A 26,732-nucleotide genomic window follows, 5' to 3' on the forward strand; every position below is an offset into this window, starting at 1 on the left:
GCTGACCATGGCGCAGCGGTCTCTTCCAGGATGACGAGGGCGGAACAATGGCAACGCAGGTTCGTGGTCGCAAAGCTCGGCAGAAGGGTTTCAGCCTGATCGAGATCATGGTGGTGGTGGTGATCATCGGCATCCTCGCCGCGCTGATCGTGCCGCGGTTGATGGACCGTCCGGACCAGGCGCGCGTGGTGGCGGCGCGCCAGGACATCGCCGCATTGATGCAGGCCTTGAAGCTGTTCAAGCTGGACAACGGTCGCTATCCCAGTGCCGAGCAGGGCCTGCAGGCACTGGTGAAGCCCCCGCAGGGCGGTGGCACGATGCCGGTCACGCCCTATCTGGATCGCCTGCCCAATGACCCGTGGGGCCATCCGTACCAGTATCAGATACCTGGCACCCACGGCGACGTCGATGTGTTCTCGCTAGGCGCGGACAGCAAGCCCGGCGGCGACGCCGGGAACGCGGACATCGGCTCCTGGCAGCTGTGAGGCAGGCCGATGTCAGCCCGGATGCGTTCTGTTTCGAGTGTCCGTCAACGTGGCATGGCGGTGATCGTCGCCCTGCTTGTGGTGGCACTGGTGGCGGTGATTGCCACGGCACTGCTGACCCGGCAGTCGGCGCAGCTGCGTGCGCTGCGTGGTGACCAGCTACGCGCGCAGGTGCGCATGGCGGTGGACGCCACGCTGGAGCGTGCGGCGCAGCAGCTGCGTGAGGATGTAAAGGAACAGCTGACCACGGTGCGCAGCGGGCGCTGGGCGCGCCCGTTGGAACTGCAGGCGCCGTTGCCGGTGCAGCTGCAACTGGTCGATGCGCAGTCGATGTTCAACCTGCGCAACCTGCTGGCACATGGCAGGCCGGACCCCGAGGCGCGGCGCGCGTTCATCGCGTTGTGTGCTGCACAGGGGCTGGGCCAGGGTGCCTGCGCATCCGCAGCGGACCACATCCAGGCGCGCCTGCGCGACGGTGACATCCAGGCACAGGCCCCACTGCCGCGCGAATCACTGATCGCGCAGGCACTGGCCGGAGCCGATCCGGTGGCACTGCAGGCGCTGGCGCGACGCACCGTGGTGCTGCCGGCGCAGACCCTGGTCAACGCCAATACCAGCGACCTGAGCGTTCTGCAGGCGGTGACGCCTGCGGTCGAGCCCGCACGGCTGCAGGCGCTGCTCGGTGAGCGCGACGGCGGTCATTGGCTGCTCAACCGCGGCGACATCGCCAATCGACTTCAACTGAGCAACGAACAGATGGCCGTGCTTCCCCTGGGTATCCATAGCGAGTGGTTCCTGGCCGTCGGCCAGGTGCAGGCTGACGGCAGCGCGGTTGATTTTCGCGCGCTGCTCTGGCGCGAGTACCGCGACGATGGCGTGCGTGTGCAACGCGTGTGGACGAGGATCGGCGCATGACCGTGCAGCTTCGGGTGCGCTTGCCGGCGCTTGAGCGTCTGCGCGCCGACAGCGCGGTGGACTGGGCGCAGCTGCACAAGGGCGAGGTGCTGGCTCACGGCCGCGACATGCTGGCGGCGCTGGGCCTGCGCCATCCGCAGGCTGCGGTGCATGCCTGCCTCGATCCGAACGACCTGATCCTGCTGGAACTGCAGTTGCCACCGTTGTCCGGGCGCCGTCTGCAGTCGGCGCTGCAGGGTGAGGTGGAGGCGATGCTGCTGGATGACCTGCAGGAGGTAGCGCTGGCCCACGGTGTGCAGGCGACGGACGGCACGGTTCCTGTGGCCTGGCTGGGCCAGCAGGCGCTCCTGCAGGCGCAGCAGCTGCTGGCTTCGTGTGCACTGCGGTTGCAGGCGCTGTATCCGACGCCGCTGCTGCTGCCCTGGCAGGACGGTCATGCCACGCTGCAGGTCAGCGGCGAGCACCTGCTGGTACGCAGCGGGCGCGACCGGGGTTTCGTTCAATGGTATGGCGGACGTGATGCCTGTGCGGTGATGCAGGCGTTGGCAGTGCGCCTGCAACAGGCCGGCATGCAGGCCGTGCAGTGGATCGATGGTGTGCCGCCGACGTGGCCGGACAGCCTGCCGGCCACCGCCATCCCCCATGAACGGCAGGCCTCTGGCCCCTTGCCAGGCTGGTCATTGCCGCTGCCCGGGGCGAGCCAGAAAGCGCCGCGGCTTGCGATCGGGCTGGCATTGGCGGCGATGTTGCTGGCCGCGCTCGGTCTGCAGCTGCAGGTCTCGCGGTGGCGAAGTGAGGGCGAGGCCCTGCAACAGGACATGGCGCGCCAGTTCAGCGCACGCTTCCCGGAGGTCACCGATGTGGTGGACCCGGTGTTGCAGGCGAGGCGAGCACTTGCGGTGCCACCGCCGGCGCCGCCATTGCCGCCGCTGCAGCGCCAGGTTGCCAGCACGCTGCAGGCGGTCCCGGAGCTGGCGGGGCAGGTGCGCAGCCTGCATTACCAACCGGGCCAGCTGGACATGGAGCTGGATGCCGACGCCCAGGCATTGGCCGATGATCCACAGCGACTTGAGCGCTGGCAGCAGGCAGTGCAGGCGCAGGGCCTGCAGCTGGCGCGCGAAGCCGGTGGACGCCTGCGGGTGAACGGGGCTGGACAGTGACCACCCGAACCTTGCGACTGGGCGAGGGACTGGCAGGCCTGCAGCAACGCTGGCAACGCCTGCCACCGCGCGACCGGCTGATGCTGTGGGTGATGGTGGTGGCGCTGCTCGCGGCGGGTCTGTGGATGTTGTGGCTGGAGCCGCTGCTGAAGCAGCGCACGCACTGGCAGGCCGAGCTGCCGCGGCTGCAGGCACAGGCGCGTGTACTGGCACCACTGCTGCAGGCACGCGAGCGCCAGCAGCAGACGCAGGGGCAGCGCCCGACGATGGCCGGGTTGCGTGATGGAATCAAGTCGGCCGGCCTCGCCGACGGACTGCATATCGAAGCGCGCGACGGGCGTTGGCACCTGCAGGTGCACGCGGTGCCCGCTGACGCGCTGTGGAACTGGCTGCTGCCCGTGCTGGCCGATCCGGCCATCGAACTGCAGCAGCTGCAACTGACACGCACAGGGGATGCGAACATGCCGGCGGCGCGGATTTCCGGAAACATCGTGATGGCGCTCAACGTGGGTGCCCATCCATGAGGGCGATGCGCAGCCTTGCCTGCAGTACCGCACTGGCCTTGATCGTGTGCATGGCCCACGCACCGGCGTCGGTGCTGGCGCAGGACGCCCGCGATGAGCCGGTGCAGTTGAACCTGGTCGACACCGATATCGGTGGCGTGTTGCGCATGGCCGCACGCTTCACCGGCCGCCAGTTCCTGGTCGACCCACGGGTGACCGGCAAGATGACAGTGGTTTCCGATGGCCCGGTCAGCCGTACCCAGGCCTACCAGTTGCTGCTGGGCGCACTGCGCATGCGTGGCTTCGCCGTGGTAGAGAACGGCGGCGTCAGCCGGGTGGTGCCGCAGGCCGATGCCAAGCTGTTGGGAGGACGCGTCGGCACTGGTGGTGCCAGCGGTGAGGTGACCACCCGCACCTTCGCGCTGCGCTACGAGAACGCAGCGGCGCTGGTGGCGGTGCTGCGTCCGATGATCAGTCCGGACAATCCGATCACCGCCAATCCAGGCAACAACACCCTGGTGATCACCGACTACGCCGACAACCTGGAGCGCATCGCACGGGTGATCGCCAGCGTCGATACGCCGGCCGGCATGGACACCGATGTGGTGAAGCTGCAGCAGGGGATTGCCGTTGACGTCGCGGCGATGGTCGCGCCGCTGCTGGATGCGCAGGGCGCCGAGCCCACCCAGAAAGTGGTGGTGATGGCCGACCCGCGCAGCAACAGCGTGCTGCTGCGTTCCAGCAGCCCCGAGCGCACCCGCCTGGCGCGGCAGCTGGTGGAGAAGCTGGACCGCGCGCAGGACGAGTCCGGCAACCTGCATGTGGTCTACCTGCGCAATGCCCAGGCCAACCAGCTGGCCGGTGTGCTGCGTGGCGTGGTGGCCGGGCAGAGCGATGCACCAGCGATGGGCAGCAATGAAGGCATCACGCCACTGCCGGGTGACGCCAATCGTTCCCCGCCAACGCAGCCGTTGCAGCCGCAGCAGGCCAAGACCGGAGGCAATGCGCTGGAATCGCAGCGGCTGGACCCGAGCCGGCGTGACCCGATCGACGCAGGAAGCACCGGCTTCAGCCAGAACGGCATTTCGGTGCAGGCGGACGTGGCCACCAACACCCTGCTGATCTCGGCACCGGAGCCGGTGTACCGCAACCTGCGGCGTGTGATCGACCAGCTCGACCAGCGCCGTGCACAGGTGCTGGTGGAAAGCCTGATCGTGGAGGTCAACCAGACCGACGCGGCTGAGCTGGGCGTGCAGTGGATGCTGGGCAATGGACGCACCTTTGGTGGCACCCACTTCGGTGGTGCCACCGGCGGCAGCGGGCTCAATACCGGCGCGCGTACCACGCTGGACGTGCTGCCCAAGGATGGCCTGAAGATCGGCGTGATCGACGGCACCATCAACCTGCCCGGTGTCGGCCAGATCCTCAACATGAAAGCGCTGGCCAACGCGCTGCAGAGCAAGGGCGGCGCCAACATCCTGTCCACGCCGAACCTGATGACGCTGGACAACGAGGCAGCCAGCATCATGGTCGGCCAGACCGTGCCGTTCGTCAGCGGCCGCTACGTCACCGACGGCGGTGGTGGCAGCAACAACCCGTTCCAGACCATCGTGCGCGAGGACGTGGGCCTGAAGCTGCGGGTGCGCCCGCAGATTTCCGAGGGCGGCACGGTGAAGCTGGACATCTACCAGGAAGTCAGCAGCATCGACGCGCAGAGTGCCAACAGTGCCGCCGGCATCATCACCAACAAGCGAGCGCTCGATACCAGCGTGCTGCTGGACGATGGCCAGATCATGGTCCTGGGTGGCCTGCTGGAGGACAACGTCAGCCATGGCCGTGATGCGGTGCCGGGCCTGGGTAGGATCCCGGTGCTGGGGGCGCTGTTCCGCAGTGATACGCGCAAGCGCTCCAAGACCAACCTGATGGTGTTCCTGCGCCCGCACGTGGTGCGTGACCCCGCCGCCGGCCAGCGCCTGACCCGCGACCGCTACGACTACATGCGCAACGCGCAGGCCAGCGCGCAGCCGGTACAGAGCTGGGCATTGCCGGCGCTGTCGGCACCACAGCTGCCGCCGCAGGACCTGTCTGTACTCGGCCAGGGCAATGCGCGCGACGGGCAGGGCCAGCCGCTGCAGAACACCAGCCTGGCAGCGTTGTATCCGGCCGATGACGGCAATGCGCAGCTGGTGCAGTTCGCGCAGGGGCTGGACCCGGCACGTGCCAGCCAGGGCGTGGCGCAGGTGCGGGCACTGGGCCTGCAGGCCTATGCCGAAGCGACGCCGGGCGAGAGCGGGCAGCGCCTGCGCGTGCGACTGCCGCGCGATCCGGCGACGCTGGACCCGGCATTGCAGCAGCTGCGCGGGCTGGGCTACACGCCGGAACTGGTGATCGGGCCGTGAGCGCCGCCGCGCCGCTGCCGTACGCCTGGGTGCGCAGCCATGGCGTGATGCTGTCCGAGGCCGGTGGCGAACCGGTGCTGCTTGGCACCGCCGACACCGCGGCGTGGGCCGTGGCCGAGCTGCGCCGCCGGCATGGCCCGCTGCCGTTCCATGCGCTGGATGCGGCGACCTGGCAGCAGCGGCTGGGTGAGCAGTACCGTGACGGCGGTGATGCCGCTGCCGTGGTCGGTGCCGCCGAAAGCGAAGTCGACCTGGACCGGTTGATGCAGGACATGCCGGAGGTCACCGATCTGCTGGATGCGCAGGACGATGCGCCGGTGATCCGCATGATCAATGCGCTGCTGGCACAGGCTGCACGCGATGGCGCCAGCGATCTGCACATCGAGCCGTTCGAGACCCATTCGGTGGTGCGCTACCGGGTGGACGGCACGCTGCGCGACATGGTGCAGCCCCGGCGCGCACTGCATGCGGCGCTGGTGTCGCGCATCAAGATCATGGCCCACCTAGACATCGCCGAGAAGCGCCTGCCGCAGGACGGGCGCATCGCGATCCGTGTGGGCGGCCGGCCACTGGATATCCGTGTCTCCACGGTGCCGACGGGGCATGGTGAGCGTGCTGTGCTGCGCCTGCTGGAGAAGGATGCCGGCCGGCTGCAGCTGCAGCGACTCGGCATGGCCGATGACACCCTGGCCACGTTTACCGGGTTGATCCGGCAGCCGCACGGCATCGTGCTGGTCACCGGGCCGACCGGCAGCGGCAAGACCACGTCGCTGTACGCCGCACTGGGCCAGCTCGACAGCAGCACCAGCAACATCCTCACCGTGGAAGACCCGGTGGAGTATGACTTCGCCGGCATCGGCCAGATCCAGGTCAACGCGCGCATCGGCATGAGCTTTGGCACCGCGCTGCGCGCGATTCTGCGTCAGGATCCGGACACCATCATGATCGGTGAGATCCGCGACCTGGAGACCGCACAGATTGCGGTGCAGTCATCGCTGACCGGCCATGGCGTGCTGGCGTCCCTGCACACCAACGACGCGATCTCGGCGGTGACCCGCCTGGCCGATATGGGCGTGGAGCCGTTCCTGCTGGCTTCGTCGCTGCGCGGCGTGCTGGCGCAGCGGCTGGTGCGGCGGCTGTGCACGCAATGCCGGCGTGCCGAGGTGGACGGCGAGGGTCGCACCGTATGGCGCGCGGTGGGCTGCGCGGCCTGCGCCAACAGCGGCTATCGCGGACGCACCGGCATCCATGAGTTGTTCGTGGTGGACGACCGCGCGCGCGCGTTGATCCATGAAGGGCAGGGCGAGCCTGCGCTACGAGAGGCGGCACGGCGTGCCGGCATGCGGACCCTGCGACAGGACGGCCAGCGCTGGGTCGACAGCGGGGTGACCACGCTGGAAGAAATCCTGCGCGTCACCGGCGACGACTGAGGTCTGCATGGCACTGTTCGACTACCAGGCTGCCAACGCGCAGGGCCGCATCGAGAAGGGCCAGCTGGACGCCGACAGCCCGCGCGGAGCGCGCCAGCTGCTGCGCGGGCGCGGTCTGACCCCCGTGCAAGTGAGTGCGGCGCGCAGTGCCGGCAGTGGTTGGGGCGCTCGGCGGCTGTCCGCCAGCGAGCTGGCCTGGGCTACGCGCCAGCTGGCCAGTCTGCTGGCCGCCAGCCTGCCGTTGGAAGGCGCATTGAGTGCGGTGATCGAGCAGGCCGAGCGCCCGCACGTGGCCCAGGCACTCACCGCGGTACGCGCCGACGTGCGTGCCGGCCAGCGCCTGACCATGGCATTGGCCGCGCGGCCGCGCGATTTCCCACCGATTTATCGGGCACTGGTGGGGGCAGGTGAAGACTCCGGCGACCTGGCGCGAGTGATGGAGCGCTTGGCCGACTACATCGAAGAACGCAACGCGCTGCAGGCCAAGGTGCTGACCGCCTTCATCTACCCGGCGGCGATCAGCCTGGTATCGGTGGCGATCGTGATTTTCCTGCTCAGCTACGTGGTGCCGCAGGTGGTGACCGCGTTCGTGCAGGCGCGGCAGACGCTGCCGATGCTGACCCAGGTGATGCTGGCGGCCAGCGCCTTCGTGCGCAGCTGGGGCGTGTGGGTAGGGCTGGGCATCGCTGCGCTGGTGGTGGCGTGGCGGCTGGCGCTGCGCCGGCCCGAGTTGCGCCTGCGCTGGGACGCGATGCTGCTGCGGCTGCCGATGATCGGGCGCTTCGTGCTGGGGGTGAACAGTGCGCGCTTCGCCTCGACACTGGCGATCCTGCTGGATGCGGGCGTGCCGCTGCTGCGCGCGCTCGAAGCTGCCCGGCAGACGCTGAGCAATGCACTGCTGGCGCGCTGTGCCGATGATGTGTCCGCACGCGTGCGCGAAGGTGCGGCGCTTGGCTCTGCGCTGAAGGTGCAGAAGGTGTATCCGCCGATCCTGGTGCATCTGGTAGCCAGTGGCGAAAAAACCGGTTCGCTGGCGCCGTTGCTGGATCGCGCCGCACAGACCATCTCGCGCGAGATCGAGCGTCGCGCGATGGCACTGACCGCGCTGCTGGAGCCGACCATGATCCTGGTGATGGGCGGCGTGGTGCTGACGATCGTGCTGGCGGTGCTGATGCCGATCATGGAGATGAATCAGCTGGTGCAGTGATGCGCAAAGCGCAACACGGGTAGCGCCGGGCCATGCCCGGCGAGCGCGCAGCACGGCGTGCCTTCGATTCTCCACACAATCCTCCACACCTTTTTCCGATCTTCCACAGGTTTCTTAAGCGGCCTGTCATCGGCGCGGACCAGCATGGACACGTCGCCGCAGAGTGGGCTGGGAGGCCCTCGGCGGCAGCAGGCGTGTAGTGACCGTTCCTCCCTTGGTGTTTCCCTTCGCAGTAAACCCTTCAGGAGAAGATCATGAACAAGTACAAGACCCTGGCCGCGCTGGTTGCCACCGCGCTGCTGGCCACTGCCGGTGCCGCTTCGGCCCAGACCGCCGTCACCGGCGGCGGCGCCTCGCTGCCGGCCGACCTCTACAAGGGTTCGGCTGACAGCATCCTGCCGGCCAACTTCAGCTACGCCGTGACCGGCTCGGGTACCGGCAAGAAGGCCTTCCTGGAAAACAACTCGGCGCTGTTCTCCACCACCGGTACCGTGCACTTCGCCGGTAGCGATTCGGTGCTGAGCAGCACCGAGCTGAACACCTACAACAGCACCTACAACGTGTCCGGCGATGCCAACCGCTACGGCGCCCTGGTGCAGATCCCGTCGGTAGCCACCTCGGTCACGATTCCGTTCAACAAGGCCGGTTCGGCCGTTGACCTGTCGGTGACCCAGATCTGCGGCATCTTCTCCGGCAAGATCACCAGCTGGTCGAGCATCGACAGCGCCCGCAGCGGTGCCATCCAGGTGGTCTACCGTGGCGAGAGCAGCGGTACCACCGAGCTGCTGGCCCGCTTCCTGACCAGCGCCTGCAAGCCGGCCGACGTCTCCGGTACCGCGCTGAAGCTGACCAATGGCGTGCCGGCTTTCTCGGTGCAGTCGACCTTCGCCAACCTGTTCACCACGGTTCCGTCGAACTTCGTCGCTGCCCCGGCCACCGGCGGCACCTCGGTGTACAACGCCGTGTACGCTGCCGATGGCCGCATCGGCTACGTCGGCCCGGACGTGATCCCGAGCCTGACCGACGCCACCAAGGTCGCCAAGGTCAAGGGTTTCTCGCCGGACGAAGTGAGCGTGCAGGCGACCTTGGAAACCGTCGCTCCGCCGACCGATGCCGCCGCTGAGAACCCGGCCAACTGGGTGCCGGTGTTCGGCAACCCGAACGCGGGCTACCCGATCGCGGGCTACACCAACTTCGTGTTCGGCCAGTGCTACAAGAACGGCACCGTGGGCGCCAACATCCGCGGCTTCCTGACCCGCCACTACGGCAGCACGGTGATCAACGGCGTGGAGCAGGGCCCGAACGACGCCGCCATCCGCGCGCACAAGTTCATCCCGCTGACCAAGGCTTGGCGTGATGCGATCCGCACCCGCTTTGCGACCGCCACCAACGCCGGGGCCGTGAACAACCCCAGCACCTGCTCGGGCATCGGCCGTCCGCTGTAACTGCGATTGCTTTGGTAGTTGCAGGAAACGTACAAGGGCGCCGGCAGCAATGCCGGCGCCTTCTGCGTATGTCCGCTGCATGACAGTGATGCGCCTGTCGCCTTCACGCCGCCGCCACCGTCTATGAGGTGCAGGGCGTGCCTGGTGCAGGCCCATCCGTACACGCCGCCGCCAGCGCGGCCCATCAGGTTGACGAGGTCCCCGATGTCGCACCCGCATTCGCCCACCGCCCGTTTCCCTGCTGCCCTGTGGCGCAGCCACCCGATGGCCTGGGCCGTCGCAGTGGCCCTGGGCAGCGTGGTGGCTCCGGCCACTCAGGCCCAACAGGCGTTCAGCCCCGGCTGGTTCGCCGAGCGCGGTGCGGCGCAGGGCGCGGCCGCACAGAGCGGGCGCATGCCCAATGGTGTGCCGATCCAGTTCCAGCTACCCGCGCAGCAGCAGGATGCGGCACGGCAGAAGCTGCAGCAGTCGATCGACAACCTTGGTACGGCCGCGCAGGCCATCGCCCTGCAGCAGCGCCTGCAGGAACAGGCACGGCAGGCGCGCCGCGAGGCGGGATTCGTAGTGGCCGATGGCCTGGGCAAGGATGGCCTGAAGGTTGACGAGAATCCGTTGACGCGTGGCTGGATCAATGCGCGCGACGCGATCCAGTCGCAGGCGGCCGACGGGCGGGTGCTGGTCAACATCGAGCAGACCGCCGACCAGGCGATCCTGAACTGGGAAACCTTCAACATTGGTGGCAACACCACACTGAATTTCCTGCAGAACCCCGACTGGGCCGTGTTGAACCGGGTCAATGATCCCGCCGCAAGGCCCAGCCAGATCCTTGGCCAGCTGAAGGCCAATGGCACGGTGTTCGTGGCCAACCGCAACGGTGTGGTGTTCGGCAACAACAGCCAGGTCAATGTCCGCAATCTGGTGGCAGCGGCCGCACGCATCAGCGATGCGCAGTTCCGCGAGCAGGGCCTGTACAGTGCCGACGCGAACACCTCGGCGCTGACCGACGCCGTGGGCAAGGTCATGGTCGAACGCGGTGCGCGCATCACCACGCACGAACCGACCACGGCTACACGGGGCGGCGGTTATGTGATGCTGGCTGGCCACAGCGTGGAAAACGCGGGCCAGATTGAAACCCGCAAGGGACAGACCCAGCTGGCCGCCGGTGACAGTTTCGTGATCCGTCGCGGCGTGGGAACCGCCCAGAACACCGCGTCCACCACCCGCGGCAATGAGATTGCCCCGCGCTTCGTCGCTGACAGCACGGCGGGCAGTGTTCGCAACAGTGGTCTGATCCAGGCGCGCGAAGGCGATGTCACGCTGGCCGGCCGCACCGTCGAGCAGGCCGGCGTTGCGGTTGCGACCACCACGTTGAACCAGCGCGGTACGGTGCACCTGTTGAACTCGGCGTCCGATGCGGCCGGCAGCGTGACCCTGGCCGCCGGCTCGACCACGGCAGTACTGCTGGAAGACGATGGCAAGAGCACGGCGCTGGACAGCCAGCGCAACGCGCTCATCAAGGAATCGGCCGAGCAGGACAAGCTGCGCGGTTCCAGCAACAGTGGCACCTTCGACAATCTCTCGCGCCTGCAGGACCGCCGTGAGCAATCCCGCATCGAAGTCGTCTCCGGCGGCGATGTGAACTTCCAGGCCGGTTCGCTGGCGGTGGCCACCGGCGGCCAGGTGATCGCCGACGCCAGCCGGCGCAGCTATCTGGATGATGGCGCGCGCGTGGACGTCTCCGGTGCGGTGGGTGTGCAGGTGGCGATGGAAAGCAACAACGTCAAGGTGAAGGTGCAGGGCAATGAGTTGCGCGATTCGCCGGACAACCGTGACAGCGGCAAGCTGATCAGCAGCGAGGTGTGGATCGACCGCCGCCAGTTGACCGAAGTTGCCGCCGGTACCGGCGGTTATGAAGGCACGCGCTGGTATGCCGGCGGCGGCCTGCTGGAAGTGGGTGGCTACCTGGACAATCAGGGGCATTCGATCAGCGAATGGGCGGCGCAGGGCGGCACCGTCCAGCTGGCAGGCAAGGAAGTGGTCAGCCACGCCGGTTCGCGCATCAATCTGGCCGGTGGCAGCCTGGATGTGCAGTCCGGCGTGGTGCAGCAGAGCTGGCTGCGTGGCCGCGACGGGCAGTTGTACCGGCTTGATGATGCACCGGCCGAGATGCTGTACGACGGTCTGTACCAGGGCTATGAAGTGAAGCAGGAGCGGTGGGGGGTGACCGAATCGTTCCGCAATCCGCTGGTGGCACCCACCCAGCGTTTCGACAATGGCTATACCGTGGGACGCGATGCTGGCCGCCTGTTGATCTCGGCGCCCACGGCCGTTCTGCAGGGCCAGGTGGATACGGTGGCCTTCCAGGGCGCACAGCAGACGCGCCGGCCCGATCAGGAGCAGGAGGGCTACGCGCAGGCACAGACGGCGGCGGCCCGCAACGCCCAGCTCTGGCTCGGGCGTTTCGACAACAGCGGGCGCAGCGCGGTGTTCGACTCGAATGTCCGCATTGGAGCGCTCCAGGCCGACACCCGGCCGTGGACGCTGCAGGCGCCAGTCGGGGAAGCACAGCGCAATACCGTGTGGCTGGACAGTGAGGTGCTGAGCGCCCAGCGATGGGGGCAGGTGGACCTCGCATCGGCCGGTCGTATCGACCTCGACGGCACGCTCAGGTTGCAGGAGGGCGGCCGGCTTGGACTCACCGCAAGCCGCGTCAACTTTGGTGGAACGGTGCAGATTGCCGGCGGGCAGGTGGAAGCCGGAAATCTGCTTGCGGCGCTTGGCGGGCCCACGGCATTGCTGACGTCCGGACGTGGTGCGGTGGATGTTGCGGCCGGCGCACGGATCGATCTTGGCGGCGGTTGGGGCAACGCGCTTGCTGCGCCGGATGGCGGTCCCGCACAGGCGTGGATCGACGGCGGACAGGTGCGCTTCAACAGCAGCCACGACATCCATGTGGGCGAGCGGGCCGCGATTCTGGTCGATGCCGGCGGCGCGATCGATGCCAGTGGCAAGGGGCGCGTAGGCAAGGGTGGCAGTGCCAGCCTGCTCGCGGCCAGCACCGAGGTTGGCACTGACGGCAGCGGACGGATCCGTATCGGCGAGGACGCACGCTTCAGCGCGCTCGGCAACGGCAGCGGCAACTTCACGTTGGCAACCGGCGGTGTGGTGTCCATCGGCGCGCCTGGCACGGATGCATCGGCGGCGTCGTTGCGATTGCAGCCAGCACTGTTCAGGAGTGGCTTCGCCGGCTATGACATCGCCGGTCACAACGGCTTGACGGTTGAAGAGGGTACCCAGCTGCAGGTCGAACGACCGGCGCTGCGCCTGGCCGAGGGCGCACAGCAGGCACTGGCCCGCGAGCAGGGCGTTCAGGCCTGGACGCCGTCGCTGTATGAGGCGGATCCGGCCAGCGGGCGTGTATCGCAGCGCGGCGGCGCGAGCTTGGCACTGCGCGCAGGGCATCTGCTGTCCACGGCCGATCTGCGCGTTGGCAAGGGTGCAAGGATCGAGGTCGATGCCGGCCAGTCGATCGAACTGTTCAGCGCCGGCAACCTGGACGTGGCTGGCGGTCTGAAGGCGGCCGGCGGCCGCATCCGCCTGGATGAGGCATTCGATCCGTCGGGCGTACGCGGCGATGCACGCCGCGAGCGCCAGTGGACAATCGCTGAAGGCGCACTGCTTGACGTGAGTGGCGATAGCGTTTCCCTGCCCGACGCGCGCCGGACATTGCGCGGACAGGTGCGCAAGGGTGGAACGATCGAGATCGGGGGGGCGCTGGACTGGGAAGACCAGGACAACGTACGCCACCTGCCGCCCGATACCTTCGTGGTGGTGGAGCGCGGTGCGCGGCTGGACGCGTCCGGTGCTTCGGCGCTGCTGGACATTGATGGCAGCGGGCGCACCCGGGTGGACAGCGATGGCGGCAGCATCGTGCTGCGCGCGGGCAATGCGCTGTACCTGCAGGGCGAACTGGACGCAGCAGCGGGCGGCGACGGCGCGCGCGGCGGCACCCTCGGTGTTGCCTTTGGGGGCGGCACCTACGGCAGAACGGCATTGGGCAAGGACGTGCTGGCGCCGCGGGTGATCTCGCTGACCCAGCACGCCGCGCAGACGGCGGACCTGCCTGCACGCCTTGAGTACGGCCATGCGGCACTGTCGGTGGAGCAGATCGAGGCCGGTGGTTTCGATCATCTGGCCCTGTTCGGCGACCTCCGCGCCCAGGGAGATGTCAATCTGCGCATGGACCAGAGCCTGCGCATCCATGGCATGAATGAGCGCGCCCTGGGGTTTGCGGAAGGCAACAGCGAGGGCAGCCGCCTGTTGCTGAGCGCGCCCTACGTGCGCCTTGCGCAGGGACGCTGGTGGCAGCCGGCGGGGGAGGGCACGCTGCGGCCGGTCGAGGCGCGGTTCGACGAAGGGAAGCAACATCGTTTCGATGTGAAGGCGAACCTGATCGACCTGCGCGACGTTAGCTGGCTGGCGGGCTTCGACCATGTCAACCTGGACAGCCGTGGCGACATCCGCCTGCTGGCACCGGGAGCCAGCAGCGCCCAGGAAACTTCGTTGTCGTCCCCGGGTTCGATCGATATCAGTGCAGCCCGTCTGTACCCGGCGGCCCGGGCGCGCGGGCGCATCGTCGCTGGCGTTGCGGACATCGGTCCGTCGGGACAGCCTGCCTGGCAGAACCCGGAAGCTGTATTGCGCATCCACGGCGTTGGCAGTGCCACGCAACCGGCACCGGATTCGGCATTCGGCCGCCTGGAACTGGTCGCGGCGACGGTGGTGCAGGGCGGCAACGTGCAGGCGCCGTGGGGCCGCGTCCAACTGGGTGGCGGTGAAAGAAACACCAATCGCGCCAGCCGCGTCGACCTGCTGGGTGGCAGCGTGACCTCGATCAGTGGCGCCGGCCTGGCGCTTCCGTTTGGCGGTACCGTGGACGGTGTGACATGGCGCCGGAACGGCGCCGAGTTCGATGTGCTGGTTCCTGGATCGATCGATGCCCCGATCGGTGTGGATATCGTCGCCAACGCCTTCAACGGTGCCGCAGGCAGCATCGTGGATGTCTCCGGCGGAGGTGAGTTGACCGGCGCTGCGTTCGTCGCCGGGCGCGGTGGCTCGGTCGATGTCCTGCGGCATTCGTTGGCGGATGCCAATCCACGCTATGGCTTCAGTCGCGCGGGCAATGCGGTCTACGCAATCGTGCCGGGCCGAGCGGACGTGCAGGCACCGCTGGCGACCGGTGACGGCAGCGTCGATCCCCGTGTCGGCCAGGAGATCGTCATTCCGGACGGCGTGCCTGGACTCCCGGCGGGAACCTACACGTTGCTGCCGGCGAACTACGCATTGCAGAAGGGCGCATTCCGCGTCGAGATCGGCGCCGAGAGCGCGATGGGCAACGTCTCGCCGGTGGCGACCGGCACCGGCTCCTGGCGCATCAGCGGGCACCGCGCGCAGGGCCTGGGCGGGGCGGTGTCGCCGTTGCTCACCGACCTGGTGCTGACACCAGCGGAGGCGGTTCGCCGCCACGCCGGCTACAACGAAACCTCCTACAACGCGTTCGTGCACGGCGTGGCCGAGCGGCGTGGCGAAGCGCTGCGCTGGCGGACGGTGGATGCCGGGAGCCTCAACCTGGTGTTCGGTGAAGGCGCAGGACGGTCGGGTACCCCGGCGGCAACCTTCCTCGGCCTGTCCCGCTTTGGCGCCGGCAGCAGTGACGGGCTCGGCGGCACGCTCTCGGTCAATCTGCGTGTCTCCAATGGTGCAACGCTGGAGATCGCCAGCGAGGGCGCCGATGCCGCCAGCGGGCGCGGCGCTACCGTCTCCGATACCACGCTCAATGCATTCCGTCCGGTAACGATGCTGATCGGCGGCACGCTGCGGCGCGATGCAACCACCTATGCGCTGGAGGGCGGCGCACAGCACATCGTGGTGCGCAACGGCGTCAACCTGACGGCGCAGGAAGTGCTGCTGTCGGCCGCGTTCGGAGGCAGGGGTATCCTGGTCGAGCAGGGCGTTTCGATCGACACCCTGTCCCAGTCGGGCCCGTCGAGCGTGGCGCAGCCCACGGCGCCCTACCTGGTCGCGGGCGGCCTGCTTGCCGTGTCCAACCAGCGCCTGACGGCGCTCAGTGCACAGGGCGGAAGTGCCGGCGGGCCGGTAGCGATCGACATCGGCGGTTGCGAGGCGGACTGCAGTGGGCAGACCCGCTTGCTGTCGGCGGGCAGCATCAACGTGGTCACCGACGGCGCCTTGAACATGGGTGACTCGCTGAGCTATGGCACGCGCCAGCTCGGCCTGGGCATGTCCGCACTCAACCTGGGCAGCACCGAGGCCATTGCGATGGCGTCGGCGGCCGGCGGCCTGCCCACGGGCATGACCATGAACCAGGAGGTGCTGCAGCGGTTGCTGCGCGGAAACACCGCCATCGGCGCTCCCGCACTGGAGGCGCTCAGCCTGACCGCGCGTGATGCCATCAACGTGTTCGGCAGTGTTGACCTGGATACGCGCGATGGCGCGACCGGTCGCAGCAGCCTGCGCAATCTGGTGCTGGGTGCGCCGGCCATCCACGGCTATGCTGCCGCCACCGACCGCGCGCGCATCTTCGCCGACACGCTGGTCTGGGATGGGACATTGGCCGGCACCGACCTGCCCGGCGGCGAGCTGGCACAACCGCCCGGCGAGGCGATGGTGGGCCGGCTCGGCCAAGGGCAGCTGGAGATCAATACACGGGTGCTGGAACTGGGGCGTGCGCCGTTCACCCGCCCCAACTCGTCTGTGGCGGCCGGTCGCCAGGTGCTCGGCTTTGCCGGCGTTACCCTGGCAGCGTCGGACCGCATGCTGTTCTCGGGCAAGGGCAGCCTGGACGTCTTCCAGCGCCAGGGCGACTACGTGGCAGGCAGCGGCTGGCAGTTCAGCGGCGGCGCGCTGGATATCGTCACCCCGCTGCTTACGGGTAACGCGGGTGCGCAGCTGGCAATCCGCAATGGCGGTACGGTGCAGCTGCGCGGCGCCGCGGCGACCGCGGGCAGCGATGCGTTGGGTGCGGAGTTGTCCATCACGGCCGAACGCGTTGTGATCGACAGCAGGCTGGCGCTGGCGTCCGGCAGGTTTGAGGCCAACGCACGCCAGGGCGTGGTGCTTGGCAGCAATGCAGTGCTGGACATGGCAGGGCGCAAGGTCAGCCTGTTCGACGTGGACAAGTACAGCTGGGGCGGTGACGTGGCGCTGTCGAGCCGCGAAGGTGACATCGTTGCCGACGCGGCGTCGCGGATCGATCTTTCCGCCCGCAACAACCGCGGCGGCCGCTTGACCGTTGCTGCGCTGGGCCCGCAGGGCGGCCGTGTCGATCTGGCAGGTTCGTTGCTTGGCGGTGCCAGCGGCCGCTACGACGCCGGTGGCACCGAAGTGCCCTATGACGGTGGCGAAGTGGTGGTGCGCGCACGCCAGTTGCAGGACTTCTCCGGGCTCAATACACGGCTTACCGCCGGTGGTATTACCGGTGGCCGGACCTTCCAGTTGAGCGAAGGCGACCTGGTGATCGGCGATGAGGTGAAGGCCCGCAACGTTGATATCAGCGTCGATGGCGGCAGCCTGCAGGTCAATGGCCGCGTTGATGCCAGTGGCGAACAGGTCGGCAGCATCCGCCTGTCCGCCCGCGACGTGCTGCGTATCGATGGCACATTGGACGCGCATGGCAGCGCCTTGCGCGTGGACAGCTACGGCAAGATCATCGACAGCCCGAACCGGGCCATGATCGAACTGACCTCGGCCAACGGCAGCCTGCAGCTGGGTGCGGCTGCCTCGATGGACCTGCGCGCCGGCACGTCGGTGGCCACCGGTAGCGGGCCGGGCCAGAACGACGGCCGCGCACGCGGCAGCGTCAAGCTCAACGTGCCCCGCGTGGGCAGCAACGATGCAGCGATCGAGGTGGCCAGCGGCATCCGCATCGCCGGTGCCGGCGACGTGCAGGTCAACGCCTTCCGCAGCTATGATTCGGCGCCTTTGGCCAGCGCTCCGGACGTGCATGGCCATCGTCCGCAGGTGATCAACCAGCAATGGTTGGATACGGTGGTGGATCCGGACAACAGCCAATGGATGAACGCCGCGCTGGCCAATACCGGATTGCAGCAGCGCATCTCCGCACTGGGCAGCTATCGCCTGCGCCCCGGTGTGCAGATCATGGCGCGAACCAGCAGTGACAACCCGCGCGGTGATCTGGTCGTGGCCGGTGATATCGATCTGTCCGGCTACCGCTACGGACCGCAGTCGAACCGGGCCGATCCTGCGCGCCGTGGCTTCGGTGAGTCGGCCGCGCTGGTACTGCGTGCCGAGGGCGACGTCAATGTCTACGGCAGCATCAACGATGGGTTCGCGCCACCGCCTGCCAATCCCGATGAAGACGGCTGGGTGTTGCTGGAAGGACGCAGTGCGGGTTCACCGAACACCGCGTTTGGCGGTGACCTGATCGTGCCGGGCGAGGGTGTCCAGCTCCAGGGTGGCACCGAGTTCCGCGCCGGTGCCACGCTGAATTATGCGCTGCCCTTCGAGGCGGTAACCCTGCCGGCCGGAACCGTGCTGCCGGCGGAGATGGTGTTGTCCGGGCCGCTGCTGCTGCCGGCCGGTACCGTGCTGGGCGCGGTAGTGACCACAGACAGCGGACAGGTGATGGTGGCCGGCACCGTGCTGGCACAGGCGCTGGCGTTGCAGTCCGGTGCCCGACTGGGTGCCGGTTTCCGCCTGCGCACGCCGGCGCCGTTGGCCGCACAGGTGTGGCCGGCCGGCGTCGCCCTGCCCGTGGCGATGAAGCTTTCAGGCGCGCTGAACCTGCATGCCGGTGCGATCATCCCGTCGATGACCAAGGTGGAGCTGCCAGGCGATGCACCGGTGAAGCTGCGGGCGGCCGATGCCAGCGGACGCCAGGGCCGCAACTGGGCGCTGGCGGCCATGCTGCCCGAAGGCACCACCTCGTGGGACCTGACCGCGGTGGCCGGTGCTGATACGACCGCCGCCGATCCGCGTACCCGGCGCTGGGGGAGTGACGGCAGCATCGTGCTGGCCGACAGCCACTACAGCACCATCGGTACGGTGACCACGACGACGGAATGGAAGGGCGACCGCGTGATCACCGTGGATGGCTCGCTGGATCTATGGGGCGATGAGTCGTGGGTCGGAAAACCCGTAGCGGATCTCGCTCGGGAGCTTGGCATGACCGAGAGCGATGTCTGTGATTCCGGACCCTACTGCGGTCCGGCCCCGCGCCTGGTCGACAAGGAAGGCTCGCTGGCATGGTGGGGCGATGAATCGTGGGTCGGCCGCCCGGCTACGGAACTCGGGGCCGAGATGGGCATGTCGGAGGAAGAAATCTGCGCGGCGATGGGCTACTGCTATGGCGGTGGCACGTTGACTGAAGTCACGACCTATGGCAAGCGCCTGGGTGCACCGGCCTGGAGCGTCCTGCGCACCGGCAAGGGTGACCTGGCGCTGCTGGCCGCGCAGGATGTGCGCATGAAGTCCGGTTTCGGTGTGTACACCGCAGGTGCGCCGACGGCGCTGGGTGATGGCCGTGACACGCAGTTCACCCCGGGGCGGGCCCCAGTGCCCAGGAACACCGCGCTGCTGGGCCCGGTCCAGGCGTCCGGCCGCTACGATGCCGCCATCGCCACTTACCAGGCGTGGTATCCCGACCAGGGTGGCAATCTGCACGTGCAAGCGGGCCGCGATATCACCGGTGATACCTGGAGCGCGCGCGCAGAGGCGGGCACGCCGCAGCGCGACCAGGCCGGGCATTCCAGCGCCGCGGTGGGCAACTGGTTGTGGCGCCAGGGATCGGGCACGACTGCTGGTGTAGTGCAGAGCGCAACCAGCTGGTGGATCAATTTCGGTACCTACAGCACGGTGGGCCCTGAGCTGGATGCGACGCCTCGCCTGGTCGGCTTTACCGGTTTCGGCACGCTGGGCGGCGGTAATCTGTCCCTGGAAGCAGGCCGCCACTCGGGCGTGATCGCGCCGATGGGCAATGCTCTGGGATTGTTGACGGCGCCCCATTCCAGCGCGATCGTCGCGGCGGTCGGGTCGACCGGACGGGTCAGCAACGGTGAACTGCATCTGACGGGGGGCGGAGACCTGACGCTGCGAAGCGGCGGAGCGGTCAACCCCGGCCTGCGCGCAAGCGCGCAGCAGCCCGAGGGTTTCCAGCAGGATCTGGATCTCAACGGCACCGTGACCAATCTACGCGGCAGCACGCTGCTGCAGGCGGCGCGCATCGGCGGTCTCAGCGCGATACAAAGCAGCTACGGCACGTTGGGCCTGCACAATCCGTTCGTGGCCGACGCACCCGTTGCGATGGCCGGGCCGGTGCTGGTGCTGGGCGATTCCACCGCCCAGGTGCAGGCGCGCGGCGATGTGGTACTGGGTAGTGCCGCCGATCCCGGCCGGGTTCCCGTGGCCAATTTCAACGATATCCTGCTGGAAGGGGGCGGCCACGCGTCGGGCACAAGCTGGTTCTCGCTGTGGACGCCGCGCACCGCGCTCGACCTGTTCTCCGCAGGCGGAAATCTCTCGCCGGGCCTGGTTGGCACGCAGCACACGACCGGCAGCAACCAGGGTAGGGAGGTGATCAGGATCAACCCCAGCAATGGCGATGCCTATCTCAACTACTGGTTGTATCCCTCCCGGTTCACGGCCATCGCGGCCTCCGGGAACATCAATCTCGCCAGTCTGCGCAGTGGCAGCGTGCCCGATGCCCAGGACGTCATCGTGCTGGCGCCCTCGGCGTCGGGTCGGCTGGAGGTATTGGCGGGAGGATCGATCCTGGCTACCGACCGGGCCACTCAGATTGTGCGCTCAAGCAGTGATGCCCGTGTCCCCGGCCCATTCAATCCCGGCTTCATCGCGCAAGGCCCCGGAAACGCGGGAACCGTGCGCAGCAATGTACCCGCGGACGGGAACGGCGCCAGTCCTGGCACTACGCTGCCGTACTTTGCCTTCGGTCCCAATACCGCGCTCGGCGTGCTGTTGCCAACCACACCGACCGTGGCCAGCCGGTTCTATGCAGTGGCCGGCGATATCATCGGGCTGGGAAGCGGCGACAGGCGGCAACTGTCGCGCAATGCCGAGAACGGCGCGCGTACCGTATTCGACTGGTACGAAGCAGGCTCGGCGGTACAGCTGCGCGCCGGTCGCGATGTGATCGGCGCGGATGTCACCGCGCTCAACACCAGCGGTACCGATATCAGCGGGATCGAAGCGGGCCGGGACATCATCCGCAGCAACCTGACGGTTGCCGGCCCCGGCAACGTCGAAGTGAGTGCGGGCCGGCAGCTGCGCCAGGAAGAGGCCGGAAGCATCGTGAGCCTGGGCGGCGTCGTGCAAGGCGATGCCCGTCCCGGCGCCAGCATCGCAGTGACTGCCGGCAACCAGGGCATTGATTTCGATGCACTGCGCACGCACTACCTGGATCCGGCCAACCTCGCCGATTCCTCGCAGTCGTTGGCTGCGCAGCCGGGCAAGGCGGTGAAGATCTACGACAAGGAGTTGAGGGAGTGGCTGCAGCAGCGCTTCGGTCTGGCGGTTGATGGCGCCGAGGCCCTGGCAGCATTCGACCGGCTGCCGAAGGAACAGCAGCGCATCTTCCTGCGCCAGGTCTACTACGCCGAACTGCGTGAAGGTGGCCGCGAGTACACCGATGCCGAAGGTCCGCGTTTCGGTTCTTACCTGCGCGGCCGCGAGGCCATCGCCACGCTGATGCCGGACAAGGATGCGACGGGGGCGACGATCCAGCGCACCGGCGACATCCTGATGTACGGAGGCTCCGGCGTGCGTACCGAAGCCGGCGGCAACATCGAGCTGATGGCGCCGGGCGGACAGATCGTGGTGGGTGTGCAGGGCGTGGTGCCGCCGGCCAGTGCCGGGCTGGTGACCCAGGGGCAGGGTGACATCCGTCTGTTCAGCCAGGACAGCGTTCTGCTGGGGCTGTCTCGGGTGATGACAACGTTCGGCGGAGACATCCTGGCCTGGTCGGAGCAGGGTGACATCAATGCCGGTCGTGGTTCGCAGACTACGTTGTTGTACACGCCACCGCGTCGCGTCTATGACGGCTGGGGCAACGTGATCCTGTCGCCGCAGGCCCCGGCCAGCGGTGCAGGCATCGCAACGTTGAACCCCATTGCCGAAGTACGACCGGGCGACGTCGACCTGATCGCGCCGCTGGGCACCATCGACGCGGGCGAAGCGGGTATCCGCGTCTCGGGCAACATCAACCTGGCCGCGCTGCAGGTGCTCAACGCCGCCAACATCCAGGTACAGGGTGAAAGCAAGGGCCTGCCCGTGCTGGCCACGGTGAACGTCAACGCGCTGGCCTCGGCCAGTGCAGCAGCCAACAGCGCCAGCCAAGCAGCACAGGATGTGATGCGCAAGAGCCAGGATGATGCGCGGCGCAACCAGCCATCGGTGATCAGTGTGCAGATCCTCGGTTTCGGCAGCGGCACCAGCAGCATCAACCCGCCGGTGCGTGGCAATACTGCCAACGCTGGCTATGACGCCAACAGTGCATTCCAGTTCCCGCAGGCAAGTCGCGACGAGGGCACGCAGCGCCGGTAGGCCTCTTGCAATCGTGCCGACCAACGGTCGGCACCCACCGTAGATTCACGCCAAACGTGGATGCGATCGGGACGGAAGAACGGACAGCATCGGGCCAGCCGCCACGGAGCGGTGGCGGCCCCAGCCAGGACGGCACGGAGGGCAGGGAGCGGCCATCAGCGGTGAGGACCACCGACACGGCGCCGCCGGGTGCAGGAGTGCGCCCGGCGGCAGGCGGGGGGATCCATGCAATGCGCGGATTCCGGAGCCAACAACAATGCCGACCAACGGTCGGCACCCACCAAGGCACGGTCGGCACCCACCGTAGATCCACGCCGTGCGTGGATGCTTTGCCTGGGAAGAATCCTACAGCTCCAGCACCCGCCGGTAACTCAACGGCCCACGCCCATCGCGCAGGCCCAGCCGCAGTTCCAGCCCGGTGGCCGGCAGCACTTCGCCTTCGCTCGGCAACGGCGCCCAGCCGGCACCGGGCTGCCATGCCCGCACCTCGAACCGCTGTACCTCGCGCGCCACGGCAATGCCCTTCGACAGATCCGGCGCCGGCAACGGATACTGGTCCGTAGCCGTACCACTGGCCCGCCACAGCGTATTGCCTTGTCGCCACCAGCGTACCCGCTGCCAGTGCAGCCCATCGCTGCCGACACTGCGGGTGATCTCCAGCGCGAAGCTCCCATCCGGATGCCGCTCGCTCACCAGCGAAGGCGGCAGCAGCCGCTGCGGTTGATCGGCCGGCCGCACTGCACCATTCATCAACGCATCGTCTGCGCGCATTTCGATATCACGCTGGAACTGCTGCAGCACGCGCAGCGCCGTCGTGGTCTCGGCATCGGCCTGGCGCAGGCGCTGGTCGCTGTTGGCCACGCTGTCGAGCGCCCGCCAGCAGATCAGTGCCAGTACGCCCATGATGGTGATCGCAATCATCACCTCGATCAGGGTGAAGCCGCGGACGGCGCGCCTCATTGCGCCGCCGTCCATGGCAACTGCATCCGCGCCAGCGACTGCCGAGGAGCGTCCTCGGCAACCACACTCAGTTCCACCTGCGGCTGGCCATCGTTGCCCGTGCCCAGATGCTGAAGCACCAGGAAGCTGCTGCGCCCCTGCACACAGCGTTGCCGGGCATCCTGCGGTGCCTGTCCGCTCAGGCGCAGTTCCTGCCAGCGATCCTGCGCACACAACAGTGCCAGGCGACGATCACGCAGCCGTGACTGATCGTCGGTCGCCACTGCCACCGAGCGCATCACCGCCGCCAGTGCAATCGATACGATCGCCAATGCGATCAGCACTTCGATCAGGGTGAATCCGCGCGCCGCCTGCTTCATTGCACGACCTGCAACTGTCCGCTGCCATCATCACGAAGGCGCAGTTTGCGACCCTCCAGCGACAATCCAAGCTCCCAGGCGATACCGATCCACTCCGGGCTCAGCTCAATGGGGTTGGCGGGCTGCACCGCAATGCCCGTTGCCTGCCACTTCTGCGGACGCAGCAGATCATCGTGTTCAACGGTCACCCAACCGCTGCCTTCGCGGCGGCTGAAACGATAGCCGTTGGCGTCGGCCTGCCAACGCAGGGGGCGGCCATCGATGCGCGCCTCATCGCGCGCCACCTGCAGGCGCTGCGCCAACCGCTCGGCTTCCTGCCGCAGCTGCCGGCCCGGGTCGAGCAGGCTGCCCAGGCCCAGCCCGATTCCGGCCGTGCAGATGCCGATGATCACCAGCACCACCATCAGTTCCAGCAGGGTGAAACCACGCGGCACGCGCTGCATCGACGTTGCCTCCTGTCCGGGTCGATACCTGCCAGCGTAGGCCGGCATGATGAAACAAAAGCGTCAGCCACAGCTGCTAGCGTGGGCGGACACGAACGTGGCGGTGGTGCGGAACATGGATGGCAGGCGCTGGGATCGCAATCGCATACTGACCCTGCTGGCGGCGACGCTGCTGCTGGCCGTGGTGGCCTATTGGGGTGTCACCCTGTCTGCCGTGGCGCCAGCGGCCGCGGCCAGCGAGGCGAAGGCCGTGGCGCCGGTACGGCCGATGTTCGATGCAGTGGCTAGCCTGCCGCTGGTGCGGCTGCTGTCCCCCGGTGCAGTGCAGACCGAGGTGGTGGTGCTGGGCGTGATGGCCGGTGACCATGCGCCATTGGCCCTGCTCTCGGTGGATGGACGCCCGGCGGAAGCGTATGCGCCCGGCCAACGACTCGGACCCTGCACGGTGCTGGCCAGCATCAGTGCCAGCGCGGTGGAACTGAACCAGGCCGGGCAATCGCGCAGCCTGCCGGTGCCCGAGCTGCCGCCGGTGCCGAGCGATGGCATCGTGCCGGCCGCACTGTAGAGCCGAGCCTACGCTCGGCAGCTCCTGCGCGGCATCGCCGATGAATGCAAAGACAGCCGAGCATGGGCTCGGCTCTACAAAGGCGCTGGCTCAGCGCGCCGGACGCTGCGGTACTACCGAACGACCAAAGGCATCGCCCATGCGCTGTCGTGTGCCTTCCAGGTTGTACTGCATCAGTTGGTTGCCGGGCTGCCGCATCAGGCGTTCGGCCTCCGGCAGCGCCGGTGATTTCGCCGTTTTCGATGCCGGCGCAAGTTTGCGCTGCAGGCAGTCCCAGGCCGGAATACGCTCGCCATTGACCTGTACTTCGATACAGGGCGCGGCGCCTTCCTGCTTCTTCGCCTCGTCGGCGCGAAGCGGGGCCAACACCAGCAGCAACGCAAGGGTGAGGGCAGCGCGCAGTTCCACCATCAATGATTCACGCATCTCGAATCTCCCGCAGCAATCGACGTTCTGCAATGAAGACGTGTGGCGAAGGCAGGGTCCGCCTGCGTGCGTTGCGGCGCTGTCAAAAGATGACAGTGCTGTCATAAAACTGTTGGCGGTTTTGACGCGACGTGCACGTCCTGTTGGTAGACCCACGCGCCGCTCCATGGCCATTACCTTCGATACGACGCGATGCCTTCGATGACTCCTGTTCCGTGCCGAGCCGTCCGCCTTCCCTTGCGCCTGCATCCCTTGGTGCTGGCCCTGGCCGCGATGCCGCTGCCGTTGTTCGCGCAGGAGGCAGCGCCTGCGCCCAGCGTGAACATCAATGAATACATCGTGCGCGGCAATACCGTGCTCGATCCGCGCCAGATCGAGCGCGCGGTCGAGCCCTTCCTCGGCCCGGGAAAGACCCTGGCCGATGTCGAGAAGGCACGCGATGCAGTCAATGCGCTGTACCAGCAGGCGGGCTACCAGTCGGTCTACGTGGAGCTTCCCGAGCAGCAGGTCAGTGGTGGCGTAGTGCTGCTGAAGGTACAGCAGACACCGATCGGCCAGCTGCGGGTCGTGGGAACGAAGCACGAATCGCCCGAGCGCATCCGCGAACGCGTACCAGCGCTGGCGGAAGGCAAGGTGCCGGACTTCGACCAGGCCCAGAAGGAACTGACCGCGCTGAATGAGGGCGGGCGTCGCCAGGTGATGCCGCTGGTGCGCGAAGGCCAGGTGCCGGGCACGATGGATGTGGACCTGCAGGTCGAAGAAAAGTCGCCGTGGCGTGCCAGCGCGTCACTCAACAACGACCACAGCGCCGACACCGAGAAGCTGCGCCTGAGTGCATCGCTGGCCTACGACAACCTGTGGAAGCGCGGGCACAGCGCCAACATCGGCGTGTATCTGGCACCGGAAGACACCAAACAGGCCAAGGTGTTCTCGGCCTCGTACACGATGCCGTTCGAAGGCACGCCGTGGAGCCTGGAAGCGTCCGGCTACAAATCCGACAGCCGCGTGCTGAACGCGGGTGGGCAGGTGGGTACCGGCACCGGTACCAACGTGATCGGCAACGGTCACTCGATCGGCCTCAAGCTCAACTATCGACTGGCCGGCAGCAGTCAGTGGTGGCGCCAGCTCAGCCTTGGTGTGGATTTCAAGGACACCGAGGAAGATACCCAGATGGGCAAGGACAGCCTGAAGACGCCGTTGAAGTACGCGCCTATCACGCTGGCCTTCGTGGGCGTGCGCCAGGGCGAGCAGGATCAGCTGAGCATCAACACACAGCTGGTGGCCGGCACCCGCCGCCTGTTCGGCTACGGCAGCGACGCCACCGCCTTCGGCCAGAAGCGCTATTGGGCCGACCCGAGCTTCGTGGCCTTCAAGGCCGACGTGGCCAACACCCACACCTTCGGCAACGACTGGCAGTGGTACGCACGTGGCTCACTGCAGGTGACCGACGCGCCACTGGTGTCGGCCGAGCAGTTTGCCGCCGGTGGCATGTACACCGTGCGCGGCTATCTGTCGGCCGAGGCGATCGGCGACTACGGCGGCCTGGCCAGCCTGGAATGGCGCACCCCGGCGTGGTCGCTGTGGAGCGGCACTGATCTGCGCGTCTACAGCTTTGCAGATGCGGCCTACCTGCGCCTGCGCCAGCCGCTGCCCGAACAGCGTGACAAGTACAACCTGGCCTCGGTCGGCCTGGGCGCGCAGATGCGCCTCGGCGAACACCTGCAACTGCGCCTGGACTACGCCTGGCCTTATGCCGATGGCCCGGTCACGCGCAAGGACGACCCGCGCCTGCATTTCAACATCAGCACCAGTTACTGACCCTTCCCTTGAACATGCGT

At 67.7% G+C, this 26,732-nt stretch carries 15 protein-coding genes; 11 read left to right on the forward strand and 4 right to left on the reverse strand.

The window, feature by feature from the left end; all coding sequences use genetic code 11:
• The first annotated feature begins 47 nt into the window (after positions 1 to 47).
• The 9 genes from gspG to AC5QAH_RS04370 all read left to right on the forward strand — a co-directional run bounded on the left by gspG (position 48) and on the right by AC5QAH_RS04370 (position 22,141).
• Positions 48 to 485 carry a type II secretion system major pseudopilin GspG gene (gene gspG, locus AC5QAH_RS04330; protein WP_272773602.1) on the forward strand — a complete coding sequence of 146 codons (438 nt, stop codon included), beginning with the start codon at positions 48 to 50 and terminating at the stop codon, positions 483 to 485.
• Positions 486 to 494: 9 nt separating this feature from the next.
• The gene (gene gspK / locus AC5QAH_RS04335; RefSeq protein WP_100445913.1) at positions 495 to 1,400 is read left to right on the forward strand and encodes a type II secretion system minor pseudopilin GspK; all 906 of its coding nucleotides are present in this window, start codon (positions 495 to 497) and stop codon (positions 1,398 to 1,400) included.
• Positions 1,397 to 2,560 carry a type II secretion system protein GspL gene (gene gspL / locus AC5QAH_RS04340; RefSeq protein ID WP_495232116.1) on the forward strand — a complete coding sequence of 388 codons (1,164 nt, stop codon included), beginning with the start codon at positions 1,397 to 1,399 and terminating at the stop codon, positions 2,558 to 2,560. The genes gspK and gspL overlap by 4 nt, the downstream gene beginning before the upstream one ends.
• The gene (locus AC5QAH_RS04345) at positions 2,557 to 3,084 is read left to right on the forward strand and encodes a type II secretion system protein M (RefSeq protein WP_019659865.1); all 528 of its coding nucleotides are present in this window, start codon (positions 2,557 to 2,559) and stop codon (positions 3,082 to 3,084) included. Before gspL ends, AC5QAH_RS04345 begins: the two co-directional genes overlap by 4 nt.
• Positions 3,081 to 5,462: a type II secretion system secretin GspD gene (gspD, locus tag AC5QAH_RS04350; RefSeq protein ID WP_495232117.1), complete on the forward strand. Its 2,382-nt coding sequence runs from the start codon at positions 3,081 to 3,083 to the stop codon at positions 5,460 to 5,462. Before AC5QAH_RS04345 ends, gspD begins: the two co-directional genes overlap by 4 nt.
• Positions 5,459 to 6,892, forward strand: a complete 1,434-nt coding sequence (gene gspE, locus AC5QAH_RS04355) for a type II secretion system ATPase GspE (RefSeq protein ID WP_049480961.1) — start codon at positions 5,459 to 5,461, stop codon at positions 6,890 to 6,892. The genes gspD and gspE overlap by 4 nt, the downstream gene beginning before the upstream one ends.
• Positions 6,893 to 6,899: 7 nt before the next feature.
• On the forward strand, positions 6,900 to 8,099 hold the full coding sequence (gspF, locus tag AC5QAH_RS04360; protein WP_241888142.1) for a type II secretion system inner membrane protein GspF: 1,200 nt from the start codon (positions 6,900 to 6,902) through the stop codon (positions 8,097 to 8,099).
• Between the two features lie 254 nt (positions 8,100 to 8,353).
• A complete protein-coding gene (locus AC5QAH_RS04365) occupies positions 8,354 to 9,544 on the forward strand; it encodes a substrate-binding domain-containing protein (RefSeq protein ID WP_010485337.1) in 1,191 nt (396 codons plus the stop codon).
• Positions 9,545 to 9,748: 204 nt separating this feature from the next.
• Positions 9,749 to 22,141, forward strand: coding sequence for a filamentous hemagglutinin family protein (locus tag AC5QAH_RS04370; protein WP_495232118.1), 12,393 nt, complete (start codon positions 9,749 to 9,751; stop codon positions 22,139 to 22,141).
• 345 nt (positions 22,142 to 22,486) lie between these two features.
• Here AC5QAH_RS04370 and AC5QAH_RS04375 read toward each other — a convergent pair whose 3' ends face one another.
• Genes AC5QAH_RS04375 through gspH form a run of 3 tightly spaced genes read right to left on the reverse strand, consistent with a single transcriptional unit; the run spans position 22,487 to position 23,903 of the window.
• Entirely contained in the window at positions 22,487 to 23,101 is a 615-nt protein-coding gene (locus AC5QAH_RS04375; RefSeq protein ID WP_010485341.1) for a prepilin-type N-terminal cleavage/methylation domain-containing protein, read from the reverse strand.
• Positions 23,098 to 23,460 (reverse strand): type II secretion system minor pseudopilin GspI, encoded by a 363-nt coding sequence (gspI, locus tag AC5QAH_RS04380; protein WP_010485344.1) that lies wholly within the window; start codon positions 23,458 to 23,460, stop codon positions 23,098 to 23,100. Before gspI ends, AC5QAH_RS04375 begins: the two co-directional genes overlap by 4 nt.
• Entirely contained in the window at positions 23,457 to 23,903 is a 447-nt protein-coding gene (gspH, locus tag AC5QAH_RS04385) for a type II secretion system minor pseudopilin GspH (protein WP_010485346.1), read from the reverse strand. The genes gspI and gspH overlap by 4 nt, the downstream gene beginning before the upstream one ends.
• 115 nt (positions 23,904 to 24,018) lie before the next feature.
• On the opposite strand from gspH, the gene AC5QAH_RS04390 reads away from it, so the two are divergent.
• The gene (locus AC5QAH_RS04390; protein WP_019337764.1) at positions 24,019 to 24,468 is read left to right on the forward strand and encodes a general secretion pathway protein; all 450 of its coding nucleotides are present in this window, start codon (positions 24,019 to 24,021) and stop codon (positions 24,466 to 24,468) included.
• 90 nt (positions 24,469 to 24,558) lie between these two features.
• Here the strand turns inward: AC5QAH_RS04390 and AC5QAH_RS04395 are convergent, their stop codons facing one another.
• Positions 24,559 to 24,894 (reverse strand): hypothetical protein, encoded by a 336-nt coding sequence (locus AC5QAH_RS04395; RefSeq protein WP_010485349.1) that lies wholly within the window; start codon positions 24,892 to 24,894, stop codon positions 24,559 to 24,561.
• A gap of 201 nt (positions 24,895 to 25,095) precedes the next feature.
• Here AC5QAH_RS04395 and AC5QAH_RS04400 point away from each other — a divergent pair, with 201 nt between their 5' ends.
• On the forward strand, positions 25,096 to 26,712 hold the full coding sequence (locus tag AC5QAH_RS04400) for a ShlB/FhaC/HecB family hemolysin secretion/activation protein (RefSeq protein ID WP_224328212.1): 1,617 nt from the start codon (positions 25,096 to 25,098) through the stop codon (positions 26,710 to 26,712).
• Positions 26,713 to 26,732: the final 20 nt, after the last annotated feature.

It is taken from the genome of Stenotrophomonas sp. YJH_SMC_43 (assembly GCF_059372535.1).

Coding starts and splice junctions, on each gene's coding strand:
- gspG (WP_272773602.1), top strand. CDS start 48: ATGGCAACGCAGGTTCGTGGTCGCAAAGCTCGGCAGAAGGGTTTCAGC.
- gspK (WP_100445913.1), top strand. CDS start 495: ATGTCAGCCCGGATGCGTTCTGTTTCGAGTGTCCGTCAACGTGGCATG.
- gspL (WP_495232116.1), top strand. CDS start 1,397: ATGACCGTGCAGCTTCGGGTGCGCTTGCCGGCGCTTGAGCGTCTGCGC.
- gspD (WP_495232117.1), top strand. CDS start 3,081: ATGAGGGCGATGCGCAGCCTTGCCTGCAGTACCGCACTGGCCTTGATC.
- gspF (WP_241888142.1), top strand. CDS start 6,900: ATGGCACTGTTCGACTACCAGGCTGCCAACGCGCAGGGCCGCATCGAG.
- AC5QAH_RS04365 (WP_010485337.1), top strand. CDS start 8,354: ATGAACAAGTACAAGACCCTGGCCGCGCTGGTTGCCACCGCGCTGCTG.
- AC5QAH_RS04370 (WP_495232118.1), top strand. CDS start 9,749: ATGTCGCACCCGCATTCGCCCACCGCCCGTTTCCCTGCTGCCCTGTGG.
- AC5QAH_RS04375 (WP_010485341.1), bottom strand. CDS start 23,101: ATGAGGCGCGCCGTCCGCGGCTTCACCCTGATCGAGGTGATGATTGCG.
- gspI (WP_010485344.1), bottom strand. CDS start 23,460: ATGAAGCAGGCGGCGCGCGGATTCACCCTGATCGAAGTGCTGATCGCA.
- gspH (WP_010485346.1), bottom strand. CDS start 23,903: ATGCAGCGCGTGCCGCGTGGTTTCACCCTGCTGGAACTGATGGTGGTG.
- AC5QAH_RS04390 (WP_019337764.1), top strand. CDS start 24,019: ATGGATGGCAGGCGCTGGGATCGCAATCGCATACTGACCCTGCTGGCG.
- AC5QAH_RS04395 (WP_010485349.1), bottom strand. CDS start 24,894: ATGCGTGAATCATTGATGGTGGAACTGCGCGCTGCCCTCACCCTTGCG.
- AC5QAH_RS04400 (WP_224328212.1), top strand. CDS start 25,096: ATGACTCCTGTTCCGTGCCGAGCCGTCCGCCTTCCCTTGCGCCTGCAT.